Source organism: Facklamia miroungae, assembly GCF_012396555.1.
Classification (GTDB): Bacteria; Bacillota; Bacilli; order Lactobacillales; family Aerococcaceae; genus Facklamia; species Facklamia miroungae.
The window spans coordinates 1-22,509 of sequence record NZ_JAAXPS010000011.1 but is presented as its reverse complement, the minus strand read 5'-3'; the positions used below and the strand labels follow the sequence as shown (position 1 = coordinate 22,509).

Annotated in this window: 20 protein-coding genes and 1 pseudogene; 3 read left to right on the top strand and 18 right to left on the bottom strand. The window is 32.0% G+C overall.

The genetic code is table 11. From position 1 onward, the window contains the following. Positions 1–9 precede the first annotated feature (9 nt). The 3 genes from HF969_RS08585 to HF969_RS08575 form a co-directional block, all read right to left on the bottom strand. Positions 10–1,296: a glycine/sarcosine/betaine reductase component B subunit gene (locus HF969_RS08585; RefSeq protein ID WP_090290409.1), complete on the bottom strand. Its 1,287-nt coding sequence runs from the start codon at positions 1,294–1,296 to the stop codon at positions 10–12. Between the two features lie 12 nt (positions 1,297–1,308). After that, the gene (locus HF969_RS08580) at positions 1,309–1,680 is read right to left on the bottom strand and encodes a GrdX family protein (RefSeq protein WP_090290408.1); all 372 of its coding nucleotides are present in this window, start codon (positions 1,678–1,680) and stop codon (positions 1,309–1,311) included. A 267-nt stretch (positions 1,681–1,947) separates the two neighbouring features. Further along, positions 1,948–2,580 carry a GntR family transcriptional regulator gene (locus tag HF969_RS08575; protein WP_090290407.1) on the bottom strand — a complete coding sequence of 211 codons (633 nt, stop codon included), beginning with the start codon at positions 2,578–2,580 and terminating at the stop codon, positions 1,948–1,950. Positions 2,581–4,317: 1,737 nt separating this feature from the next. Here HF969_RS08575 and HF969_RS08570 point away from each other — a divergent pair. Beyond that, entirely contained in the window at positions 4,318–5,901 is a 1,584-nt protein-coding gene (locus HF969_RS08570; RefSeq protein WP_090290406.1) for an AAA family ATPase, read from the top strand. Further along, a complete protein-coding gene (locus tag HF969_RS08565) occupies positions 5,885–6,811 on the top strand; it encodes an HNH endonuclease (RefSeq protein WP_168427200.1) in 927 nt (308 codons plus the stop codon). The genes HF969_RS08570 and HF969_RS08565 overlap by 17 nt, the downstream gene beginning before the upstream one ends. 1,000 nt (positions 6,812–7,811) lie before the next feature. On the opposite strand, the gene HF969_RS08560 is transcribed toward HF969_RS08565, so the two are convergent. The 9 genes from HF969_RS08560 to HF969_RS08520 all read right to left on the bottom strand — a co-directional run bounded on the left by HF969_RS08560 (position 7,812) and on the right by HF969_RS08520 (position 18,026). Continuing rightward, entirely contained in the window at positions 7,812–9,689 is a 1,878-nt protein-coding gene (locus HF969_RS08560; protein WP_168427199.1) for an ATP-binding protein, read from the bottom strand. Continuing rightward, entirely contained in the window at positions 9,679–10,875 is a 1,197-nt protein-coding gene (locus HF969_RS08555) for an SIR2 family protein (RefSeq protein ID WP_090290403.1), read from the bottom strand. Before HF969_RS08555 ends, HF969_RS08560 begins: the two co-directional genes overlap by 11 nt. Before the next feature lie 358 nt (positions 10,876–11,233). Continuing rightward, the gene (locus HF969_RS08550; RefSeq protein WP_090290402.1) at positions 11,234–11,731 is read right to left on the bottom strand and encodes an HD domain-containing protein; all 498 of its coding nucleotides are present in this window, start codon (positions 11,729–11,731) and stop codon (positions 11,234–11,236) included. Between the two features lie 318 nt (positions 11,732–12,049). After that, positions 12,050–12,859: a phosphonate ABC transporter, permease protein PhnE gene (gene phnE / locus HF969_RS08545; RefSeq protein WP_090290401.1), complete on the bottom strand. Its 810-nt coding sequence runs from the start codon at positions 12,857–12,859 to the stop codon at positions 12,050–12,052. Positions 12,860–12,868: 9 nt separating this feature from the next. Beyond that, complete coding sequence (gene phnE / locus HF969_RS08540; RefSeq protein WP_090290400.1) at positions 12,869–13,693, bottom strand: phosphonate ABC transporter, permease protein PhnE; 825 nt, start codon at positions 13,691–13,693, stop codon at positions 12,869–12,871. Then, complete coding sequence (gene phnC / locus HF969_RS08535; protein WP_090290399.1) at positions 13,686–14,453, bottom strand: phosphonate ABC transporter ATP-binding protein; 768 nt, start codon at positions 14,451–14,453, stop codon at positions 13,686–13,688. Before phnC ends, phnE (HF969_RS08540) begins: the two co-directional genes overlap by 8 nt. Before the next feature lie 83 nt (positions 14,454–14,536). Beyond that, positions 14,537–15,571, bottom strand: coding sequence for a phosphate/phosphite/phosphonate ABC transporter substrate-binding protein (locus HF969_RS08530; protein WP_090290398.1), 1,035 nt, complete (start codon positions 15,569–15,571; stop codon positions 14,537–14,539). 245 nt (positions 15,572–15,816) lie between these two features. Next, positions 15,817–17,220, bottom strand: a complete 1,404-nt coding sequence (locus tag HF969_RS08525) for a HEPN domain-containing protein (protein WP_143406574.1) — start codon at positions 17,218–17,220, stop codon at positions 15,817–15,819. 128 nt (positions 17,221–17,348) lie between these two features. Next, entirely contained in the window at positions 17,349–18,026 is a 678-nt protein-coding gene (locus HF969_RS08520) for a GMP synthase (glutamine-hydrolyzing) (RefSeq protein WP_245694859.1), read from the bottom strand. A 287-nt stretch (positions 18,027–18,313) separates the two neighbouring features. Here HF969_RS08520 and HF969_RS08515 point away from each other — a divergent pair. Beyond that, a pseudogene (locus tag HF969_RS08515) lies at positions 18,314–19,284 on the top strand (IS30 family transposase). A 474-nt stretch (positions 19,285–19,758) separates the two neighbouring features. Here HF969_RS08515 and HF969_RS09770 read toward each other — a convergent pair. The 6 genes from HF969_RS09770 to HF969_RS10210 form a co-directional block, all read right to left on the bottom strand. Continuing rightward, positions 19,759–20,103, bottom strand: a complete 345-nt coding sequence (locus HF969_RS09770) for a DUF4111 domain-containing protein (protein WP_210727919.1) — start codon at positions 20,101–20,103, stop codon at positions 19,759–19,761. Beyond that, the gene (locus tag HF969_RS09765) at positions 20,087–20,533 is read right to left on the bottom strand and encodes a nucleotidyltransferase domain-containing protein (RefSeq protein ID WP_210727918.1); all 447 of its coding nucleotides are present in this window, start codon (positions 20,531–20,533) and stop codon (positions 20,087–20,089) included. Before HF969_RS09765 ends, HF969_RS09770 begins: the two co-directional genes overlap by 17 nt. A 191-nt stretch (positions 20,534–20,724) precedes the next feature. Continuing rightward, positions 20,725–21,180: a cupin domain-containing protein gene (locus HF969_RS08505; protein WP_342706704.1), complete on the bottom strand. Its 456-nt coding sequence runs from the start codon at positions 21,178–21,180 to the stop codon at positions 20,725–20,727. A gap of 107 nt (positions 21,181–21,287) precedes the next feature. After that, positions 21,288–21,377 carry a hypothetical protein gene (locus HF969_RS09965; RefSeq protein ID WP_245694860.1) on the bottom strand — a complete coding sequence of 30 codons (90 nt, stop codon included), beginning with the start codon at positions 21,375–21,377 and terminating at the stop codon, positions 21,288–21,290. 255 nt (positions 21,378–21,632) lie between these two features. Further along, positions 21,633–22,058 (bottom strand): NUDIX hydrolase, encoded by a 426-nt coding sequence (locus tag HF969_RS08495; protein ID WP_342706702.1) that lies wholly within the window; start codon positions 22,056–22,058, stop codon positions 21,633–21,635. A gap of 271 nt (positions 22,059–22,329) precedes the next feature. Then, on the bottom strand, positions 22,330–22,452 hold the full coding sequence (locus tag HF969_RS10210; RefSeq protein WP_425591399.1) for a hypothetical protein: 123 nt from the start codon (positions 22,450–22,452) through the stop codon (positions 22,330–22,332). Positions 22,453–22,509: the final 57 nt, after the last annotated feature.

The window sequence follows — 22,509 nt, the reverse complement described above, 5'->3', positions numbered from 1 at the left end:
CTCCTCGTTCTAATACTCAGTGACCATCAAATTATGATATCCGATCTCTGAAGTGGCACCAATCACAGCGTTTAATTCACACTTCATAACACCGGTTTCAGCGTCATAGGCTCCAGCCCATCCGCCTGCTAAGTTCGCAATCGCTTCTGGATCTCCCAGAATGCGGTCCGCTTTAGGTAAGGTTACGACGTGAGAAACGTTTCCTGTTGAAATCACAGCTTTAGCTTCTGGTTTGGAATCCGCGAGTGGTTGACTCGCTCCATCCCAACCCGAGCACTCATCGGTAATTAGAACAGCTTTTATACCTTGTTTTTCTAAACGTTCAGCAATCATGACTAAATCAGAGTCTGGATTTCCATATCCTTCTTCCGATACAATCACACCATCTGCCCCTAACTGCTTGCATAACTTAGCAGTGAAATCACACGATCTGAATTTTCCTTCTAAGGTTGTTAATTCAGGAACCATAACCACACCAAGGAAATTAATTTCTTTACCGTGTTTTTTCAAAAGTTCTAAGATAACAGGATTGGTTTGATGCTGATAAGTCGTAATCTTATCGCAAGCCGCCACACAGTTGCCTGAAACGACTGCTCCATCCAGTTCTTCGAGCGGATGAAGGAGTGTTGGGATAATGTTTTTAGCATCCACTCCATAAATATAAGAATCATGAAGAAGTCCTTGCGTAATGAGCATCTCAGCATAAACTACCTTAGGAAGATCTGGGTATTTGGCTGATTCTTCTGGGTTTGATCCAACTTCGAACGTCTCGGTTTCATAGACAGGAGCGTCTTTTGCAAACTGTCCCACATATTCTGCGATTAAAAGACCTGCCATTCGAACTGCTAATTCATGTTCATGCGCTGTTAATCCATCGACTACCGATAGATCCACCACTAAATTAAGCGTCTTAGAGAACGGTGTCCACTTGGCACCCTCTCCCCACATATCAATCACACCTTCTTGGAAGCCGACAATATCTCCAATCGTAACGATAGCAACGCCTTCTAAAACGTTATAAGCTCCATTACCAAGCTGTCCAGTCTGTGAAGTCACTCCTGCAAATCCAGGCACTCCTTCTACTTTCACCCGTGGTTCAATGACATCTTTTACCGGAATAATGCGTGTCTTTTCGCCTGGTTTAGCGATATCGACAGAGACCTCTTTAATATTGTCCAAACCCTTAATATAATTAACTAATTCTTCACGGTTTAAAACGAGTTGTTCGCCTACCACTTCATTTTTATCGCCAAAAACAACATCACTAATCTTCACCTTACGTCTTTCTAGTTTCAAATTGATTCCCTCCTATTTGTTAAAACGATTCTCCAACTCATTTACTTCATGAAGAGCTACTTTTAGAAGCTCATAATCAATAAATTCGTAATCTTCCTTATTCTTGTAATCCACGGTATGCATGGCTAAAGAATTTTGTAACAGTTCTATGCTATTTTCAATTGCTAAAAGAGACTGAGTGTTATCTCCTTCTGGTTTATCTGATATCAAGATCGACCGTACGGGAGAAAAGTGCATCCGACCACTGGCGGCTAAAGGAGATGTAATTAAATAATGTCCTTTATGAATAAAGTCACGTGCCTTTTTCAACACATCTAATTGGTCACCTTCAACTAAAATCTTGTTACCGCTTTCATTAACCGTTAAATTATTGGTTAAAATCATATCACCACCTCTACCTTTTTAATTTTCCCAAAGCCAATGCTAACGCTTACATCCAATAATAAAATGTGTGTTGGAACCATCTCATCACCTCACTGATATACTAACTGTTTTTCATCTGGATGTCAATTGTATACAGGTAAAATTTTATTTTTATTTTCAAATAAATAATTAAATAAAAAAACCTTAAGGTCTTATCAAAAAGACATTAAGGATTTTAACTATATTTAATGCGAAAAATTTATCTGTTTTTGTGATTTCAAAACGCTCTTAGAAAAGAGCTTCTTTAATTCGAGAAAGAAAATCTTCAATATGTTCGTAAGCATAGTGTTCAGCTGCATCTTCATCCTGATCCTCAATCGCTTGTACAATTTTACGGAAGGTTCTAGTAAAGATAGTCATATCGTCAAAGTAATCATTACAATAATGCCATAATCTTTCAGTGTGTAAATGAAGATGGGCTAGTGTTTCTTTTAACCATCGATTGTCACAAGCTTGAAAAATAATCTGATGGAATCGTTCATCTTCATTAATAGCTTCTTGATAGCTTGCTGTAGTAGAAAAAGATTCTAGGTTTTTAATAATTTGCTTTAACTCTGCCAATTGTGAGGGAGTGATCCTTTTCACCGCTTGGCGGGTAGCATAGGGATCTAGTTGCTTCGTAACATCAAAGAGCCCCTTAATATTACGAAAATCGATAGGAGCCACTTGTGCTCCAAACCTTGGCACAATATTAATGAGTGCATCCCGCTCTAGCTCTTGCAAGGCTGATCGAATCGGTGAACGGCTAACGCCAAATTCCTCAGCTAGATCGACTTCATTGAGTATTTTTCCGGGTTTATATTCAAACTCAATGATGCGACGCTTCAATTGATTATAGATACTTAAATTTTTCTGATCCACTCTTCTTCACCTCTTTGCTCAAGTCATTTTGTTTAACGTTATACGTAAACCCCACCTATTATAACCTCAATCTTTGAGGAAAATCAAATAATGTTTAGTTATGTATAATCTCCTAGGCTATATTTACGTTATCACTCAACTTTATTTTGAAAAGCAAATTTAATAAATTATTTAAACTATTATTTCTTATATTGTCTTTTCTTTCGATTATTTCATTCATAGTTTTTTTCTTGTGAAGTTGGATTTTTTTTCGCATTAGCCGGTACTTTGGTAGATTTAGATTTTAGCTATTACTTATTTTTCTCAATCATCTTTTTAACCCCTAGTCTTTTAATGCTCGTTCTAACCATTATTTTTACTTTAAAAACTTCTTATCTCGAGCAGTTTGTTTTTAAATCTTTGAATATAAGCGATTTACTTGAGTACCAACAATTCGTTGATGAAATGGATAGCCAGCCGCAAAAGTGGAAGACAAAGAAATCCGAGTTGGGAAGACTGACTATTCCAATGATCAGAGAATTATCTATATTAATAAGATTTTTTATAACCGAATCGGTTCGGTTTTAAAAAGAAAATCCTGATTCGATTAACCATTATTGTCATCGTCCTTCTTATGTTTAATGCCTTAAAATACTTTATTGCCATCTCTCCTGCAGATGTTAAAACGATCTTACAATTTATTCCATTAGTATTATTACTGCTTGCTAGAAGAATGTATTTAGGTAAGTTCTTTACTAAAACAAGCTTTTACTCTATGGACCGTAAACTGTTAAGGTTTAATTTTAATCGAGCGAAATAAAGTATAACCTCTTCTAGTATTTTTAGAACTAAGAAGTTGCTTGAGTAAAATAGTCTACCCTTCATTGTCACTTTGATCGGTCTATTATTCACCTGTTATCATTGGGATATATTCGATAGTCAAAGCGTTTTAGTTATGGTCATCAGTTTAATAAGTGGGTATGTCTTTATGACCTTTCATTTTCTTTTTGATTATTATATGTTTCAACCCTTTACCAATCAAATGAAGGTGAAAAAAACTGTCTATACTGGAATTCTCAATTTTGTCCTCTATATTTTGTATTTTAGTATGGTTAGATTATCTTTGTATATTCAAAAGCTAGTATTCGGCTTTCTTCTATTTGTAATATTGTATGTTGTTTTAGGTACTATTGTCGTCTATTTCTTTGGAACCAAACGTTTTAAACTAAGGTAAAATCGTCTTAGAATGGACAAAGCTCTTATTTCTTTATCATTTAATAAGTAATTTCTAACTTTAAAAAAAATGACAAAAAACGCGCCTAAATCCTTGTTCGAATTTAAAGTGGTACTAAAGTATTCCTTAATACTCAATGCATTTTCGAAAAAAGTCAATATAATTTTCTAAATCTCTTAATTCTAGAAACATTTTTATAATGAAGCCATGATAGTTTTTCTTCTAACCTCACTAAATCAAGCGAGTTCATATATGACAAGAGAGAACAACTGTATGTTTTGATTAAATTTTTGTTAATTAAATGATAGAAAGAGTTTATCAAGTCAATTTCAATTTAATTACTTTTAAAACCAGTAGATTTTAAAGACCCCAAGTCAAGAAGTATTAATATATATATCTTTCTCCTAAATGTGATAAAAAAAGAGAAAAAGAAAAGAAAATTATTTACCAAGATAGCTTAACAATTTTTTAATGTATAATATTTAGAAGAGTTGTTTTGATAAGAATTTTTGGGAGGAAATTTAATGGAATTTTATGTAATCAATAGCTTAAATGATATTGCCGAGAAAAAGCAAAAAGGATGTTATTTAATTAAAAGCAATTGGGACGATTGGTTCCAATATGAAACAAAATTTCTACTATACTATAAGAGAAGTGAAACAGACAGCGAAAAGGCTATCGGTGCTGTGAAAATAGGAAGTTCAAATATGGAAGGGAAAACACCTAAATTAGAACCTAATTTTAAGAATCTTTCAAAGGAATATTTTTCTCTAGGTACTGATGAAAATTACTATATACAATTTAACGAAGACTTTAAAAATATTAGAGAAGCTGTCCTATTTGCACTAAACGATATAAGTTTTGATAAAAATATATATAAAATAGCAAAAGATACTGAAGTATTTAAGAAATCTTTATCTCGTGATATTCCAACTAATACAATTTTAGGTCGATTTAGACGATTAGCTTTAGGGACTGTTGAAAAAAGTGAGTATTTATTGGAGTTTAACCATAATAATAATTCAATGGAATTCTCAGTACAGCCCGATACTTTTCCACCTTCTAATATTCATTCAATTATTGGAAGAAATAGTGTTGGAAAATCATTTTTACTAAAAGAATTATTTATAGAGTTATTAACCAAAAATTCTAAGAATATCAATATTAAATCGCAATCAGTTGATACTTATACTAATTCTGAAGGATTATATACTAAAGTTGATGAAAACTACATTTCGAAAGTAATATATGTGAATTTTAGTGGGTTTGAGGGGAATGAAATCTATCAATCCATCGAAAGATTGACACAAAGTGGGTTAAAAGACAAAGTAAAGCATGAAATTTTAACGATATATTCGAAGAAAATGGACATTTTAGATACAGAGATCAATCGTTTTGAGGAGATTTCTCACGAAGATATGTTTCATAAAAGTTTATTATACTGTTTTGAATCTAAGCCCATCTTGTGGGCACGTACGATAAAGTTATTGGATTCAGATCCACTATTTAGAATGAAACGTGTAAGAACTCTTTTTAAAGAATATACAGATAAAAATGAGAAAGATTTTAAAAAAATTGCGGAAGAATTTTTTAATGAACTGAGTTCAGGTCATAAAATTGTATTGTTGATAATAACAAAGCTTGTCGAATTTGCTGAAGAAAAAACTTTATTACTTATTGATGAGCCTGAACTTCATTTACATCCACCTTTATTAGGTAGTTTTATCAGAAGTTTATCTGATTTGCTGGTAAAGGTAAATGGATTCTCTATTTTAGTCACTCATTCTCCAATTATTCTTCAAGAGACCCCAAAAAATTGCACTTATATATTGGAAGGGAACTATGAGAATCAAATTATTAAGAGACCAAATTTGGAAACTTTTGGTTCTAATATTAGCTTATTAACTGAGGAAGTCTTTAATTTGGAAATCGAAGATTCGGGTTTTTATCAAATAATTGATACCGTAGTAAAAAAGAAATTAAGCATATCAGAATCTTTAAAACTATTCAATGATCATTTAGGTGATGAAGGAAAAAGTATCCTTTACTCAAAGATAGTATCAAGAGATAGAAATTTGGAGGATGGATCCGATGAATGTTTTGACTAAGCCGAAATTTAATATACAATCCTTTTATGATGGTTTAGTAACTCCTATGAAAAAAATGAAAAATTTAGATGAAAATAATGCTATTTTGATTAAACCATATTTATTAAATTTATATTCCAAATTCATATCTGAAGAAAACAATTATGACTCTTGTCTTGTTGAGGACACTCATGATTTTTTGTGTGATGATAAAGAATTTGTCACAAGTAAAATTAATGATATAACAGGTGAAACAGAATCTACCATTATTTTGGATGCAAATGACATATCTTATTTATATAATAGGTTTCAAAAAGTAAATAAAGAATATAAATCAATATTATCGTTAGCAATGATAGGTAGGTGTCCTTACTGTGAAAAAAAGGATGCAGATGAAATAGACCATTTTTTCCCAAAAAAGAAATACCCTATCTATTCTATTACACCTAACAACTTAATACCTTCATGTCATAGATGTAATCAATATAAAGGTGAAAAGTCATTACAGGTTATTCACCCTTACTATCACGATTATAACAAGATAGATTGGTTTAAGTGTTATATTGAAATCAGAGACAACACATTAGTTGTAACATTTGAAGTGAATCCTTTTATTTTACAATCCAACAACATTGAATCAATCCGTATTAAAAATACCATAAAAATATTTCATTTAAAAAGCAGATATCAGGATTGGAGCACTCTATTATTTTATAAATATATCAATACATGGACTAACTATTATTGTTCATTAAATAATGTTGATGGTAAGGGCAGAGTTATTCAACACATAGAAGAAAAAATAAAAGAATATCAACTTTCAAATCATACAAAAAATTCATATCAAATCTTATTTTTAAAAGAGCTAGCTAATACCTTTGATGATCTAAGCACAAATGATATGGAACAATTATTTAAAATAACGCATTAATCTTACGATATATTTGGTTATTTAAATGTGGAATATTCATATGACTCGCAGTATTTAGCACTATTTGGTATCTATAATTGAATTAACGAGAGATTTATTTGTTGGATTCCATAATAGATAATTATCATCATTTTTAAAATATGTAAGATTCGAATCATTTCGGATCTTACATATTTTACTGATATAATCATTCGGAAATTCTAAATTTTGTTACTCATAAATGCTTCAGTAAATAAGCTCACATCCCTCATCAACTTTCAAATAATTCGGTATCTCTTTTTGATCTGATATTCTAAATTATCAATTTTCCCTCTTCTAATAGAGTAGTATAAACAAAAACACAGTTAGTCAATCTCCAAAATATCGTGCTCTTATATTGTCTAATAACGAATGCATTAAATTAAGATATAAATAAAAACATTTTTTCTTATAAACTTTCTTATGATTAGCCATCGAAGATTTTAACTTGAAAATCAATGACACTAATATCTTGACTTTAACGAATTCAATACTTTTTTAGCAACAAACATTTTATTTGGCTAAAATATTCGATAATCTTATTGTATAAGAGATGATCTAAGGTGATTAACTCTCCATTTTATATTAACTCCTAAAAGATTACCAAAATATAAAAAATAACTTTGATTAATTACAAAAACCTAAAATAACAAAACTTAATAAGTTTTACATCAACTTTTATAAATTTTAGAATCCACTTCTATTCATTTCATCGAAGTTAAACCTGGAAATCTTTAAAGATGATGTTACGCTACTCTTCTTTTAAAAATCATACTCCCAGTCTTATTATAAAAAATATAATAGGCACAAAAAACATTTCACGGAATTTCAATCTGTATATATTTTTTATTAACAACGGTTTAGTTTTTTTCTGTAACTCCACTTCCATGCTCCATCAATAAGATTCTTTTACTTAAAAAAGATAATAGCTTCTTTTAAATCTATAGTTCATTAGATGTTTGTATATAACTTTATATCTAATCTATTCTTCTCTCGCCAACCATAGTTTTATTAAGTTTGCATTTTCGCTAGTTGGAGAAATTTCTTCTGATAATTTTTCAACCTGTATTAATAAAGGCAAATCGAAACTTGTGCCTGTAATTACACATTGCCCAGATGCTAAAGATGGTATTTGTTTTCTAGATGTTTCATCTAATGAACTAACAGTGTTTTCAATCATCCTTAAATCTTGATCATTAACTAATCTGTGTATAAAATAATTATGTAACTGAGACATTATAGTTGGTGATATATCTGCTGGCCTTTGACTCGCTAAGGTTAAATAAAATCCAAACTTTCTCCCCTCTTTAATAATTTCTTCAAACACTTCTAACCTATAATCCTTCCATCCTTCAGCCTCACGAGCAGATTGAGAAGATAAAATATTATGGGCTTCATCAATAATTAAGTGAACTGTAGACTTAATTTCAAAATCTTCATCATTAACTTTATGTGCTTCATATAATTGTTTAGCGATTAATAAAGGAATCATCTTTTTTGCCTCAGAATTACATTTCCTCAGACTAATAACCGTTAAATAATCCTCATCTACATTGTCATCTGTTATCTCTATAGTCTTTTCTATAAAATTAGATCTTGAGTCAATTCTAGAAATTAGAGGATTGATAAATTCAAAATTTACCTTACCAAAAGCCAAAGAATATATTAAATAAGTATTTGTAGCTATTTTAAGTTTTTGTGTCGAAGATAGGTTTTCAATCCTTGAGAACACAACTTTAGTAGAAAGTGCTTTTTCAAAATCATCTCTTTTACTAGAAATATCTGATCTTGGAACATTATCTCTATTGTTGAAATAACGATTATTAATATAATATGTTTTGTTTGTTGAATGCCATGATGAATTGAGCCATGATAAATCAAGTGGTTTATCGCCATCAAAATAATTATCTTTTGGATTGAAATCAATAATTTCCAATGATTTATTAAGCAAGTTTAATAATTCTTTATTATTATTTTGGTAGAAAACATTGTAGAAAGCACTTCCCATTCCTGTAATAATCTTTTCTGCCGTTATATTATAACTATTTTTATCCAAGTAGTAGTTAATTGCATTCTTTAAAAATGGTTGCTGAGTTTTTTCTGTCGCTGAGTACAAAATAGATAAGTTTTCAATATTCCAAAATACATTTGATCTAAGTTTAATTTTATCTCCTCTATTGCTACGAGTTGATAGATTTAACACCTTCTTTTTATTAGACAATATCCCATTTTTCACATATTCTCCATTAAAATCAAGAACTACAAACTTACTTTTTCCTCCAAAATTATCAATTATTTCATAACATTGTTTATTAAAAAGTTCTGTGTATACTTTTGCAAGTGTATTTGATTTACCGCTACCAGTGTTCCCAAAGATTCCAACATGTGTGTTAAATAATTTATCCCACGCAATTTCTATTGCTATATCGTTATTTACACTTTTACCTATTGACATTCTATGATTAGATTTTGAAGCATCTTTTTGGAGTATATCCTTTATTTCTAGTTCAGTTAGAAGAACTGCCTCATTGAAAATCATTGGAAATCTTTTAATACCAAACTCAAAATTTCCTCTGTACATATTTCCAATTAAGCTAACTTCTACTACTCGCTCAAATCTTTCTCTAGAAAACTCATGTATAGAAGGTTCTCTATATTTATCTTCTAAAAACTCACGATCTACTCTACAAATAATTTTATTTGAACCCCTTATTATCCCTATATAACTGCCAACCGATATCCCATCGTAAATGTTCCCATCATAGTGAAACGATTCTAGGTTTGATTGTTCATTCATTAATATGTTTATTTTTAGTCCGTTAACTGAAATTACATTCCCAATAACATAGTTATTTTTCATCATTATCACCTAATAAATAAAGCAAATACTCAAAATCTCCTTGATATTCACTAAAGTTCTCTGGCAAGAAAATAATATTGTTATATCCTTTGAATTTCTCTTTTAATTCTATTTGACCAGAAGCTGAAAAAGAAATCACAAAGACCAATAAGTCTGGGTTAAGTAAAGACCTTTCAAAAACATCTTTAATATGTTCATCTGCAAAGGAAAATCCGAAAACAATTAAAATAGAATTTTTCTTCTCTAATTCATAGCTAAAAGAGCGAATTAATTGATAGTAATGTTGTTCTAATACAGTTTTTGAAAACTTATATTTATCTGGGTTAATAATCGATAAATTAGAGTAGTCTTCATAAAACCTTTCTAAGGATTCATTAGTTAAGTTTAACTGACCTACTAGCTTATTAAGATTACTAACTAAAAGATCTATATCTTGAGAAAGACAGTTATTAACAGTTTGCTCAATATCTTCAAGTGAAATATTAATATCTTTAACAGAATTCTTTAGATCTTTTAAATATTGATTGTTTTCCTCTACAAAAATTCTGTCTTGTTTACTTATATCTTCATCTACAGTCCATGACATAGATCCATGTAACTTAAATAAATTAATTGTTGGAACTTCTCTTCTAAAATTATCATTATATCCACTATGAGTAACATTCATATAAAAATTTTTATTACTAATATATTTTTTAAAGAACCCTCTCGATCCATCATTAAAATAAATTAATGGTCTTTCTATTAAAAACTCATCAAAAATTCTTTCAAAAACTAAATCATAGTTTGTAGTAAAAATATTTATCCTTTTAGGTAATTCATTACTTTCATTCAACAAGAAGCTATAAAGCAACGAAATAAACCTTCGGTAGCTTTCTAAAGTTTTGCATTTTCCATACTTCTCATAAAAATTCGTGCGATCTAACCCCATTGGTTTTATCCATTTTTTAAAATAATATGTATACATAAAGATTCTCGTGTAATGTTCTAAATCTTTGTGGCTTATCAAATCTTCAAATGTTGGGTAACCCTCTCCAAAGCTTAAAGTGGGATACATAGGCGTACTTGCTCCAGCTCCAATTAAAAAATTTATGCTTTTTCCTCTTATCAATTTATCAAATTTATCAGGAGTAAAAACATCTAGAGTGTTTTCTTGCTCATTTTCAAATCTATTTTTCATTCCCATGAAATTCTCCTTTTTATCGTCTATAATTTTTCATACATTCAGCAGCATCTATATTTCCCCTTAATTTATCTGCTGCTTTGAAAAATTTTTTTAAATTCTAAATCTGCTGTGTTAATTATATCTATCATTAGTATTTTACTTTTTAAGCACTTCATCAATTAAACAGTCTAAGTTATTCACGACACCAAGACCTAACCCTCAAAAAATTTTTCAGTCATATATTGCAAAGTCGATTAATATCCACCATCTCAGCTTACTTTTATTACAATTATTCCAATTATTAATACAGCTATAGAAACGCTATATAGTATTCTCAATGTCAAATAACTGATAACTAATACTTCATTAAAAGTTATTGCTAATGTTTAAAAAACATTCTTTGCAACTGATCCTGAAAATATAGAAAAGATGCTTCTTTTGGTATTTCTCTTTTACAGACTTCATACAAACAACTATACTTTTCTCGAAGATATTTTTTATCTTCTTCATCAGCAAGATCAAAATAATCCATATTATCGATAACATCTAAAACTCTAACGGTTAACGCTTCTTTTCCTACTATGATTGCTCTTTCTAGAGAATCTTGAAATGCTTCTAATTTAGTCATTTCATTATTCTTAACTGTCAATGAATCCACTATTTTAGAAATAAATGATCCCCATTTCTTTTGAATATCTAAAATTGTACAATCTGTGTCCTCTATAAGATCATGCAATGCAGCAGCAATAACAATTTCTCTCTCATAATTCATTTTGAGAGCAAGTTGAGCAACTCTTATCGAATGTAAAAAAAGTAGGTTTTCCTTGATTATGATTACTTCGGATAAAGTAATCTGCAGTAAATAGTAGTGCTTCATTCAACTCATTATCTTTTATAATAGAAACGCACTTCCTCCCAAATGAATTCTAATTTCTTTCGTTACTTATTTTCTTACTTGCTCTTTTGGATAAGTTTCGGCAGTTTTCTTAATTATATAATTAAAACCTATGATTTTAAACGGAATATTTACATAAGTTTCGCTTCATCTGAATTAAAGACTCTTTTAATACAAAAATACTCCCATCATATTCATTTTACATGAATCCAATGGGAGTGTTTTTAAGTTTTGTACTATTATTTAGTTCAGTCCGATATTAAGCTAATTAAATACCTAAGTCCGCGTTTTATCTTCTACTTAACCATTTGTCAACCGTTTACGGATAGACGAAGAAGAAAATTCAACTACCAGGATGAGCACAACGAGTCCTACTAGAATGGCTCCTACTTGCGACCAACGGTTGGAGGACATGGCAAATTTAAGGGGTGCACCAATTCCTCCCCCTCCTACCAGACCAAGAATAGAAGCATCCCGCAAATTCATATCAAAACGAAAAATAATCGTTGATATCAGACTGGACCATAATTGTGGAATAATACCGCAACGAATCTTCTCGAAAGTATTGCAGCCAGCTGCATCTAGCGCTTCCAAGATGGACTTGTCCATATCGTCAATGGCTTCACTAAATAACTTGGTTAACATACCAATGGAAGTAACTGAGATCGTCATAACGCCTGCAAAAGGTCCTGGACCAGTCACTCGAATAAACATTAGACCATAGACAAAGGCTGGAATGGTTCGAATCGCCATCACCAAAAAACGGGTAATCACTACAACCGGTACCGGAACCACTTTACTCGATGCTAAAAAGGAAAGAGGAAATGAGAAAACTGCTCCGACCAGAGTCCCTAAAAAGGCAATCGCCATCGTCTCTAATAATAAATAGGGAACAGACTGTTTCGTCATGTTGAATAATAGTTCCCGGTCCGGATTAACAATTCCTTTTATAATACTCAGAGCAAAAGTTATGCCCCGCTTAGCTATCCCAACCTCATTGATGGTTGAAGCAGACCAGATAACCAGTCCCGCTACTAACAGAGTCCAAGCAAGTGCTTGCCAACGCTGAGTATCTTTGGTTTCATACATTTGATTAATTTTATCTACCATGACTACCTCCTAAGTTAACCTTGTTCTTAGATAGCGACTAGTACTTTCAATAACCACTACCGTTAAGAACAGACAAAGCAGGATCATTCCGACATTCTGATATTCTCGCCAACCTAAATTCTCATCAAGAATAATACCGATTCCTCCTGCTCCAACATAACCCAAAATAGCAGCGTGGCGGACATTTCCTTCGAAAGTATACAAGACCACTGATAAATAACTCGGAAGCACTTGAGGTTTTATCGCTCCAAGAAAACTATACAATTTATTCGCTCCTAAAGCTTCCATGGCTTCATAGGGCGACATGTCCGCTGTTTCAATTGCCTCATAAAGTTGTTTAGTTACAAAAGAAAAGGTGAATAGAGCAATCGCTAGGGTTCCAGCAAAAGTCCCCAACCCAAAAATATAAGTCAAAATCAGAGCGGTCACTAATGTTGGTAAGGTTCTGATTAGACTCAACAATAACTTCAAAAGACTGGTTATCCAGTGATTTCTGGTTAAGTTGGTGGCAGACCACATGGCATAAGGGATTGCCAAAAGCGCACCAATAAATGTGCCCAGTACAGACATTTTAATCGTATCGAGCAGCGGAGGTATTACCTCGTTAAAATAGGCCGTATTAGGTGGCACCATCCGTTTTAAGATAACGAAGAATTCTTCTCCACGCTTTATTAATACTTGGAGATCAAACCCAGTCATTTTAGCTGACAAATAAATCAATAAAGCAATCAATAATACAATTAACAGGGTATATGAACGTTTCTTATAGACCTTCTTACCATTTGATAGAACTATTTCTTTCGATCGCATAAATGAAAGTAGTTGATTATTCATTGGCCCCACGTTCCTCTTCTATACTCTGTCCTTTATAAATATGATCGAGGACTTCTTGGGTGACTTCATTTGAAGGCCCATCATAAACAATCGCTCCTTCTCTGATGCCAATAATACGATCACAATATTCAAGAGCCAATTCCACATGGTGAATATTAATGATGACAGTGATGTTATCAGTCTTATTAATGTTTTGAAAATCTCGCATCACCACAGCAGCAGTGACAGGGTCCAAAGAAGCAACAGGTTCATCGGCTAGAATGATCCGCGGATCTTGAGCCAAAGTCCTAGCAAGTGCCACCCGCTGCTGTTGACCACCCGATAGGTGGTCTACTCGCGTATATGCCTTGTCAAGAATTCCTACCCGGTCTAAAGCTTCCAAGGCTTTTAATTCTTCTTCCTTCTTGTAAAAACCGATCAAGACGCGCCAAAAAGGTAAATCAGGCACAAAAGCTGATAAGACATTGGTGATGACTTTTGCCCGAGTCACTAAGTTAAAGGACTGAAAGATCATCCCTATCTTACGGCGAAATTGACGTAAGCTTTTACCTTTTAAACCGTTGACATCCACTCCATCAACCGTTAATTTGCCTTCTGAAATAGAATGCATCTTATTAACGGTTCGGATGAGTGTTGATTTTCCTGCACCCGATAAACCGATAATTCCGACGAATTCTCCTTGATCAATCTCTAAATTAATATCTTGTAATGCCAAAACACCCTTCGGATATCTCTTATAGACCTGTTCAAATTTGATCATAGCGTTCTCCTTTTTACTCTTTCAACCAAAGAAACACCCACCATCAAGTGGGTGTTGTACTTTAATCGATTGAACTGTATTTATTATTCACCTTGTTCGCGTAAAATCTTTTGTGCTTCGCGTTCTGTTTCATAATCTTCAGCTTTTGCTGGTTTATAGCCTTCGTGACTGTAGATAGCAATTACTTCTTTACCTTCTTCAGTTTCAGCAATATTAATGAAAGCATTTTGAAGGGCTGTTTTTAATTCGTCTGTCATTATTTCTGAAGTCTTACTTACAGAAACAGTATCATTGTATACATTTGGAGTAACTCCAATCACATTTGTTTCTTCCCAAATGCTCGCTTCGCGTCCCATATCTTTCATCCATGCTTCCTCATTATCACGGCGTAAGTCAGCAAAACCAACCACTACGTCTACTTGTTCTGATGCTAAACGAGCAATAGAAGAAGGATATGAATCTGCTTGAACAACATTTGATAAATCAGAAATTTGTTTACCGTCAAATTGTTTTCCTAACCAAATGGAAGGGTAAATGTAGCCTGACGAAGAAGAGGATGACATCACTGACCACTTAGCAGAATCTACGTCTTCCCATGTTAATTCTTCCCCATTGTTTACTTTCTCGGCTAATTCTTGACCTTTTTCAGAAGGTCCTGCAATAATTAAGCCTTTGTAGTAAGAAACTTGATCTTCAATTAATTCTGTTGCTTGACCGTCATTCCAGTCTGCTGGATTCTCAGAATCTTTAGATAGACCTTGACGAGTAGATGTAAGAATTACGTCCACATCGTCTTCGAATAAGACATAAGTTCCACCGGGAATTAAACCAACATCAATTGTTCCTGCAGCCATACCCTCGCCGACTGCTTCATAAGATGTTCCTACAGTAATTTCGACATTCTTAACACTGAATCCTTCTTTAGCTAACTCATCAATTAAGAGCTGTTTTAAAGGCTCGGTTGTCGTAATAATTTCTTCTGGATCACGAGATGGAACAAAGGCAACTTTTAACGTCTCAATTTCAACTGCTTCTTCTTGGGCATTTACAGTAAATACATTCAAAAAAACACTTGCCAATAGAGATAGGACTACTAATAGACTAAACTTTTTCTTCACGGACGTTTCCCTCCAAATATTTGATAGATCAATTATAACTGACTAAATAAAACAGAGCAACTTGCTCGTTCAATTTTACATAAACTTTACAAAGAAATGAACTTAGTATAAGAATAGTTTATTAAATTCAAAATATTGAGTAAAATATTATATAAATATTCTACAATTTCTTACGGTTTACAAAATGATATGTACATTATCAGAAATTTTTATTAAAAAATTTTTTTCATAATATATGTATTTAATTATAAAAACTTATTTTTTCTATTTAATACATTACTATAATTTTTGTTTGCTAATATACCACTTATTATTACATCATTAGGAACATTGATTTTGTTCATCAGGTTATATTCATTGATAATATTTAATATCTTTGTAGCTTTAAGTAATAGTTCCCCTTTGAAAACCCCTGGCTTATCATCATAATTTCCGTGAGCATGGTGATTACGTGTTTTCTTACAGTCATTTATAAAATTCCCTATATTATCTTCTTCATAGTTAAAACTACTGAAATCAATTAAGTCAGTTAGTTCATTTGGAATATTTTTCAAAATATCCACGATTTTCTCTTTAAAATTTTTCTCTTTGATGTGCGATAAACTACTAAATAGTCTTTTGCTATCAGGCTCGTTAAAGTTATCTTTAATAAATTTTTTAAGCCCTTCATAATTTTTGGAAAAGTCTTCATTTAATTTTCTATTAGACACCATGTATTTGTTATGGAATGATTCTAAACTAGTTATGGCATCGAAGTATTGAGTTTCAACTAGATTTTTGAAATCTATATTGGCATTCATATTTAATATTGAAGTTTTTAAATCTTCATAATTTTCATAATATGTATTTACTATGTTTTCGATATTCTCTAATAGTAAATCATAGTTGTAATTAGTATGTGGGTAATTCATACTTATTGTTTTTACAGATTGGGGGAAGTAAATTCTTCCAATTGAAGGAACTCTTTTTCCTAACAAATCTTTTGAATCGCTTAAAAAATAAAAATAAGAGTAACTAATCGAAAAACCAAAAAATAAAGTGAATAATTGTTTCAACATGTCTAAATCTTTTTTTATATTTTTCCATAACTTTAATTCATCATAAATTAATTTGTATGCATAATCTGTAGATAATCGATTTACAAGCCCCTCTGAAAGGGTAATTTTTGAAGATATTCTAGGGGAAATATGCTCCTTTAATTTAGCTTGAATTGTTTTGATACAAATAATTTTTTGTTCTATTTCCGTACTTTTTATAAAACTCCCATCTTCATATTTAATTGCTTTTTTATTAATAAATGCGGGTAGATAGTTGAAAGAAAAGTAAATTTCATTAAAAGCTACTTCTTCAATAGAAAAATAAGGATTTGAGTCAATTATCATAAGTTTAGCACTTAGCTTTGAAAAACAATTATTACCCCGTTTAGTTTGATAAACTCTACAATCAACTAGTGAAATAATTTTATTAATAGAATTTCCCACTAAGTTCGGAAACTTTCTATCAAATTCTAAATCAGCATTTGGAAATTCTACATAAATTTTTTCAATTTCATAAAATAATTTACCATATATATCCACTTCATCTATCTTCCAATAAACATCCATTTCAAATTTGTCTAAAAGAGTATTTGTATTCATTCTATATACCATTTAATTTCCATAAAATTACCTCTTTCAAATTTCCTACTAAAATTAATTATAGAATCATGAGAATTTTGAGTCAATATTGACTCAAAAAAAAACAAACCTTTAAAAATAAAGGTTTGTGCTGGATACAATTATTCCCACTCAATCCTTCCTGTTGGTTTTGGTGTGAAGTCATAAAGCACACGACTGACTCCTGGCACTTCATGGGTAATACGGTCAACAATTTTTTGCATTAAGTCGAAAGGAATATTTTCAACAGTTGCTGTCATGGCATCTTTGGTATTGACTGCACGCACAATGACTGGCCAGTCATAAGTACGTTTACCGTCTTTGATACCAGTTGATTTGAAATCAGGAACCACGGTAAAGTATTGCCATACTTTTTCAGCCAAACCGTTCTTGGCAAATTCTTCACGTAGAATAGCATCGGATTCTCTGACTGCTTCTAAACGATCACGGGTAATCTCCCCTAAACAACGAACACCTAAGCCTGTTCCATGGAATGGTTGACGGTAAACCATAGCGTGAGGGAGTCCCAAAGTTTCTCCTACAATACGCACTTCATCCTTGAAGAGAATCCGTACAGGTTCTTCTAATTCAAAATTCATATCTTCTGGTAAACCACCGGCATTGTGGTGGGCCTTGATGCCGTCTTCACTTTCTAAAATATCGGGCCAGATGGTTCCTTGAGCTAAGAAGTCCACGCCTTCTAATTTACGTGCCTCTTCAGCAAACACTTCAATAAATTCATTACCGATAATCATTCGCTTTTCTTCAGAATCACGTGATGGAACAAAAGCAACTTTCAATTTCTCAATTTCAGTTGTTTCTTCCTGAGCACTTACAGTAAATACGTTAAAAAAACAGATACCAATAGAGAAAGGACTACTAATAAACTAAATTTTTTCTTCACAGCTGTTAACTTCAAATATTTGATAACTCAATTATCACTGACGAAATGAAGCAGAACAACTTGCTAGTTTAATTTTACATAAACTTTCCTGAATTGTAAAATTAAGCTACAATGAAAAATAAAACCATTTTTGGTACACTCAATTTGTTAAATTCCTACAAAATAACAAAGAAGTGACCAAAAGTGGCCTACACCCATCTTACCAGAGATGAGCTCGTTTGGATAGAGACTTATTATCATCAAGGACACAAAGTTTCAGACATCGCAAAGCACCTTCAGCGTGCTCTACAAACAATCTATAATGTAGTTAACTTCTTGAAAGCAGGCGGTAGTGCTATCAGCTACTATGCCCGCTATAAACAGAATAAAGCGAATTGTGGGCGCAAAAAAGTTAAACTATCTACCCAACATATCCAAGAAATTAAGGATAAATTAACCTTAGGTTGACACCAGACACGATTATCGGCCGGGGTGAGTCTGATATACCCTGCTCCATCAAAACCCTCTACCGTTTAATAAAAGATGATGATCGATTTAACGTTGAAGACTTACCTATGCAAGGAAAGCGTAAGCCAAATCACCATCAGGAAAAGCGAGGCAAACAAGCTTTTCGCCATGGGATAAAGGATAGGGAGAAAGATCATCCGAATTATAAGCAAGAATTTGGCCATCTTGAAGGGGATACCATCGTTGGAAAGAATCACAAGTCATGTGTAATTACCTTAGTTGAAACGCTATCAAAATGTATTATTTCTCTCCAACCAGAGGGAAGAAAAGCCGAAGATATTCTTAAGCGGTTGGATGAGTGGCTACAGGAGGTACCACGATACCTATTCAAATCAATCATCTTTGATTGTGGTAAAGAATTCTCAATGTGGAAAGAAATCAGTAATCCCCATGATATTGATATCTATTTTGCGGATCCAGGTACACCCTCTCAGCGGGGACTTAATGAACATTCCAATGGTTTATTGAGACGGGACGGACTCCCTAAGCAAACAGACTTTAATGAACTGGATGAGGAATTTATACAAGCCGTCAGTCACCGTAGAAATAGAATTCCAAGGAAATCTCTCAATTATCGGACACCCTTGGAGGTGTTTTTAGAACATGTATCTCAAGCTATGCATGGCTCAGATATTGTCTCAGTGTAAGATTTCGGCGTCAAGGTTCGCTATGCTTTCCACCTTGACCCCAAAATCAATACTGAGTAATTATTACTAGCCAAGCAAAGCTATTTAATAGATTGAGATTTCTAGCTTAATTTGACAAATGAATTCTTTTTAAATACTATTTTCCAAAACTAAGAAGATACTTTTTCTTTCCGTAAAAAATCTTGACAACAATCTCTAACAGGAAATAACTTTTGATAGTGAAACAGCAAAATCAATGATTTCAATTCCATAAAACTAATTAATAGAAACATTAATAGGATTGTGCATTTTTCCCATTTCCCTCTAGTTCCCATAAAATCTCTAGGAATTCCATTTTCTAGTCTACAAAGAGAAATATAAGTTTCTTTTAGAAAGTTACCACTTCCACAAGAAAATTTATGAGATAACATCAAACATTATAGGTATAAATTCTCTATCTATTCGGATTGATTGCTAACTATCAACACACAAAATTTATCTAGTTAATGATTTTTGAATCTTTGTTATTGCATATTTAGCAAAACGCTTAGAAACAACTTTATCATAGATAATAGTTTCATTTTTAGAATACTCACATAAGGCATCTTTAATTAATCTGTGATATTCAACTGGCAAGTGCTTTATAGCCCATTCTCCACCTTCTTTTTTAGAAAGAACAAGTTTTTCTTCTATATAAGCCAAAATTCTCACTAGGTTTAAGGTATAATACATCGCATCTTTTGTTATGTTATCTTTAGAATTAGCAACATCTTTCCATATAGAATCTAAATAATAACAGCTTGGCACATCCGCAAACACTTCTTTAAATAGGAAGTCCATACAAACAAATACCCCTTTTTTTGAGTATCGTAATATGGGCTACAAGATCTATATCTTCACCATTCATATTAAGAACATATTTATATGGGTTGGCTTTATATCGTTCTAAATGTATTTTGGAAAAATGCAAATCATATGGTGTTGGATAAATAAATGGATCACAAAACTTTCTGAGGATTATGCTAGTTTCTATCCCTTTTTCAGGTGCTAAATCGTTATATTTTATAACCATGTCCATGTATTCTTTTTTTACACTATTTACTAGTGGTTGATTGACTACAACAATTAGGTCTATGTCACTTTTCTGATTATTAAAACAACCCATAACGGCGGATCCATGTAAATACACGCTAACTAAATTGTCGTTCAAGATATTTCTGGATTGTTCAATAAATTCTTTAAGCAATTCACTTATTTGTAATGAAAACATGTTAACCCTCCTTCAAAATTTAACTTTCTTTTATTTTATCACCCTTTATTTTAATATAATTTATTTAGTTAAAAAGACCTATTATGTTGTGTCTCCACGCTAGGGTCTTATTTTTTATTCGAATGTAAGAAACTTAAACAATTACTGAACTTTTTTCTAAGAGAATGAGCTATGCTGTTGGTCTTAATCTATTATTTGCTTAATACTCTGATTATTTCTTCATGCTCTGGGTATTGCTCGATGAGTTCATTGTATGTAAATAACTCAAAATCATCATATTCAAAGTCTGGAGAAACCATGCAGGATACAAGTGAAAACCCCTCTTCAACAGTAGAACCGAATATGGTCACTTTAGGCACACGATATTGTAACACGTGCCCCTTCGCAACATCTAATCCTAAAGTGACTTGAGAATAAACACCTTCTAGTGAAATCATATGAACTGTTAATGATTGTCCGTAGTGGTAGTACCATATCTCATCAGCAATTAGTGGGTGAAAATGTGATGGGTCCCCTTTTTCCAACAGAAAATAAATACTAGTGTAAAGTGCGCGTTCTTTTCCATCTACCTCTATCTTGCTCTCTGATTTTTCAACTTCACGAAAATAGCCACCTTCCGGATGAGCCTCCATTTCTAAAGTTTCTATTCATTCTTTTACTGATCGATTCATATTAATCCCCTATCATTTTTTCATTATTTTAACATATAAATTATCTCTAGCTGATAAGCGCCAGTATAAAATTCTCTCTCCATCTAAAACACAATTGATTGATTCTCTAATTTTTCTGCATCATAAACACTGTTTCCAACTATTTCAACATTCCCATCAGAAGGAAGCAAAATTTTTGATAGAATTTTAATTGTGGTTGTTTTCGCCGCACCATTCGGTCCTAATAAGCCAAAATCTCTCGTTTAAAAACACTAAAATTTATACCTTTTAAAGCAGTAATAAGGTCTTGAGACCCTTTTTAAATTCTCTATACAAATTCTTCACTTTAATTTAATTAAATATCATCTAGCTTTCTATCTTTTTTTCAATTACATGCCAATCAAAAAATTGAGACTTATCAATTTCCATCCTGCCTTCATATTCTTTTTTTAATTTATAAGAAGCGGAGAAGAATTTGCTTCATTAAAGTTTTCGAAAGGTACCCGAGCAATACCATCAGAGTCATTAAATCCATCTAAAAAACACGAAGGTAAATCTTGTTTTTCGATGTTATTATCTAGCTCAACATCATAAAAAACCATAATGTGATGGACAACATTTAAATTTCCCTTTTCTCGAACGAAAGTATCATAAACTCTTGGATTCGAATATTTTTTAATTGTATATCCCGTCTCTTCAACAAATTCTCGAGATAATGTTTCTGTTAATCCTTCCCAATTTTCTTGACTTCCCCCCGGTAAATCATATCTATTCTTATAAGGCCCTGCATTTTTATGTATGCATAAAATCTTTCCATTATCGGTAACAGTACCATACACACCAAAATGATTACTTACTGAATATTTATTCTCCATTTTTTAAATCTCCTTCAATATCTCTTTTATCAAATAACTTTCACTTATAAAAACTGCATCCCCCAATTTCACGCTTTATTTTTTCTGAAAACTGTTCAAAATCTTTCTTATCTTTTTAATGTTAAATTTGTAATTTTTAAAATTTATCTTTTTTTCTTTGGGTAGATGACCTATCATTTCTAAAGTTTCTAACCTTTTTTTTGCTGATTTATTCATTATTTTCCCTAACATTTTTTCATTATTTTAACATAAAAAATAGTTGATTAATTAATTAAAAAGTCGTTAGGAATTGATGTGAACCCCAAAAATTGGAGTTTATATTTAAGTGGTGAATATATTGATTGATCTTATTCTTTAGTTTCTTATAACTAGTCAGCGGTTCTCCATAATACATTTCTTGTTTTAGTAGCCCGAAAAAGTTCTCCATCGGAGAATTGTCCAAACAGTTTCC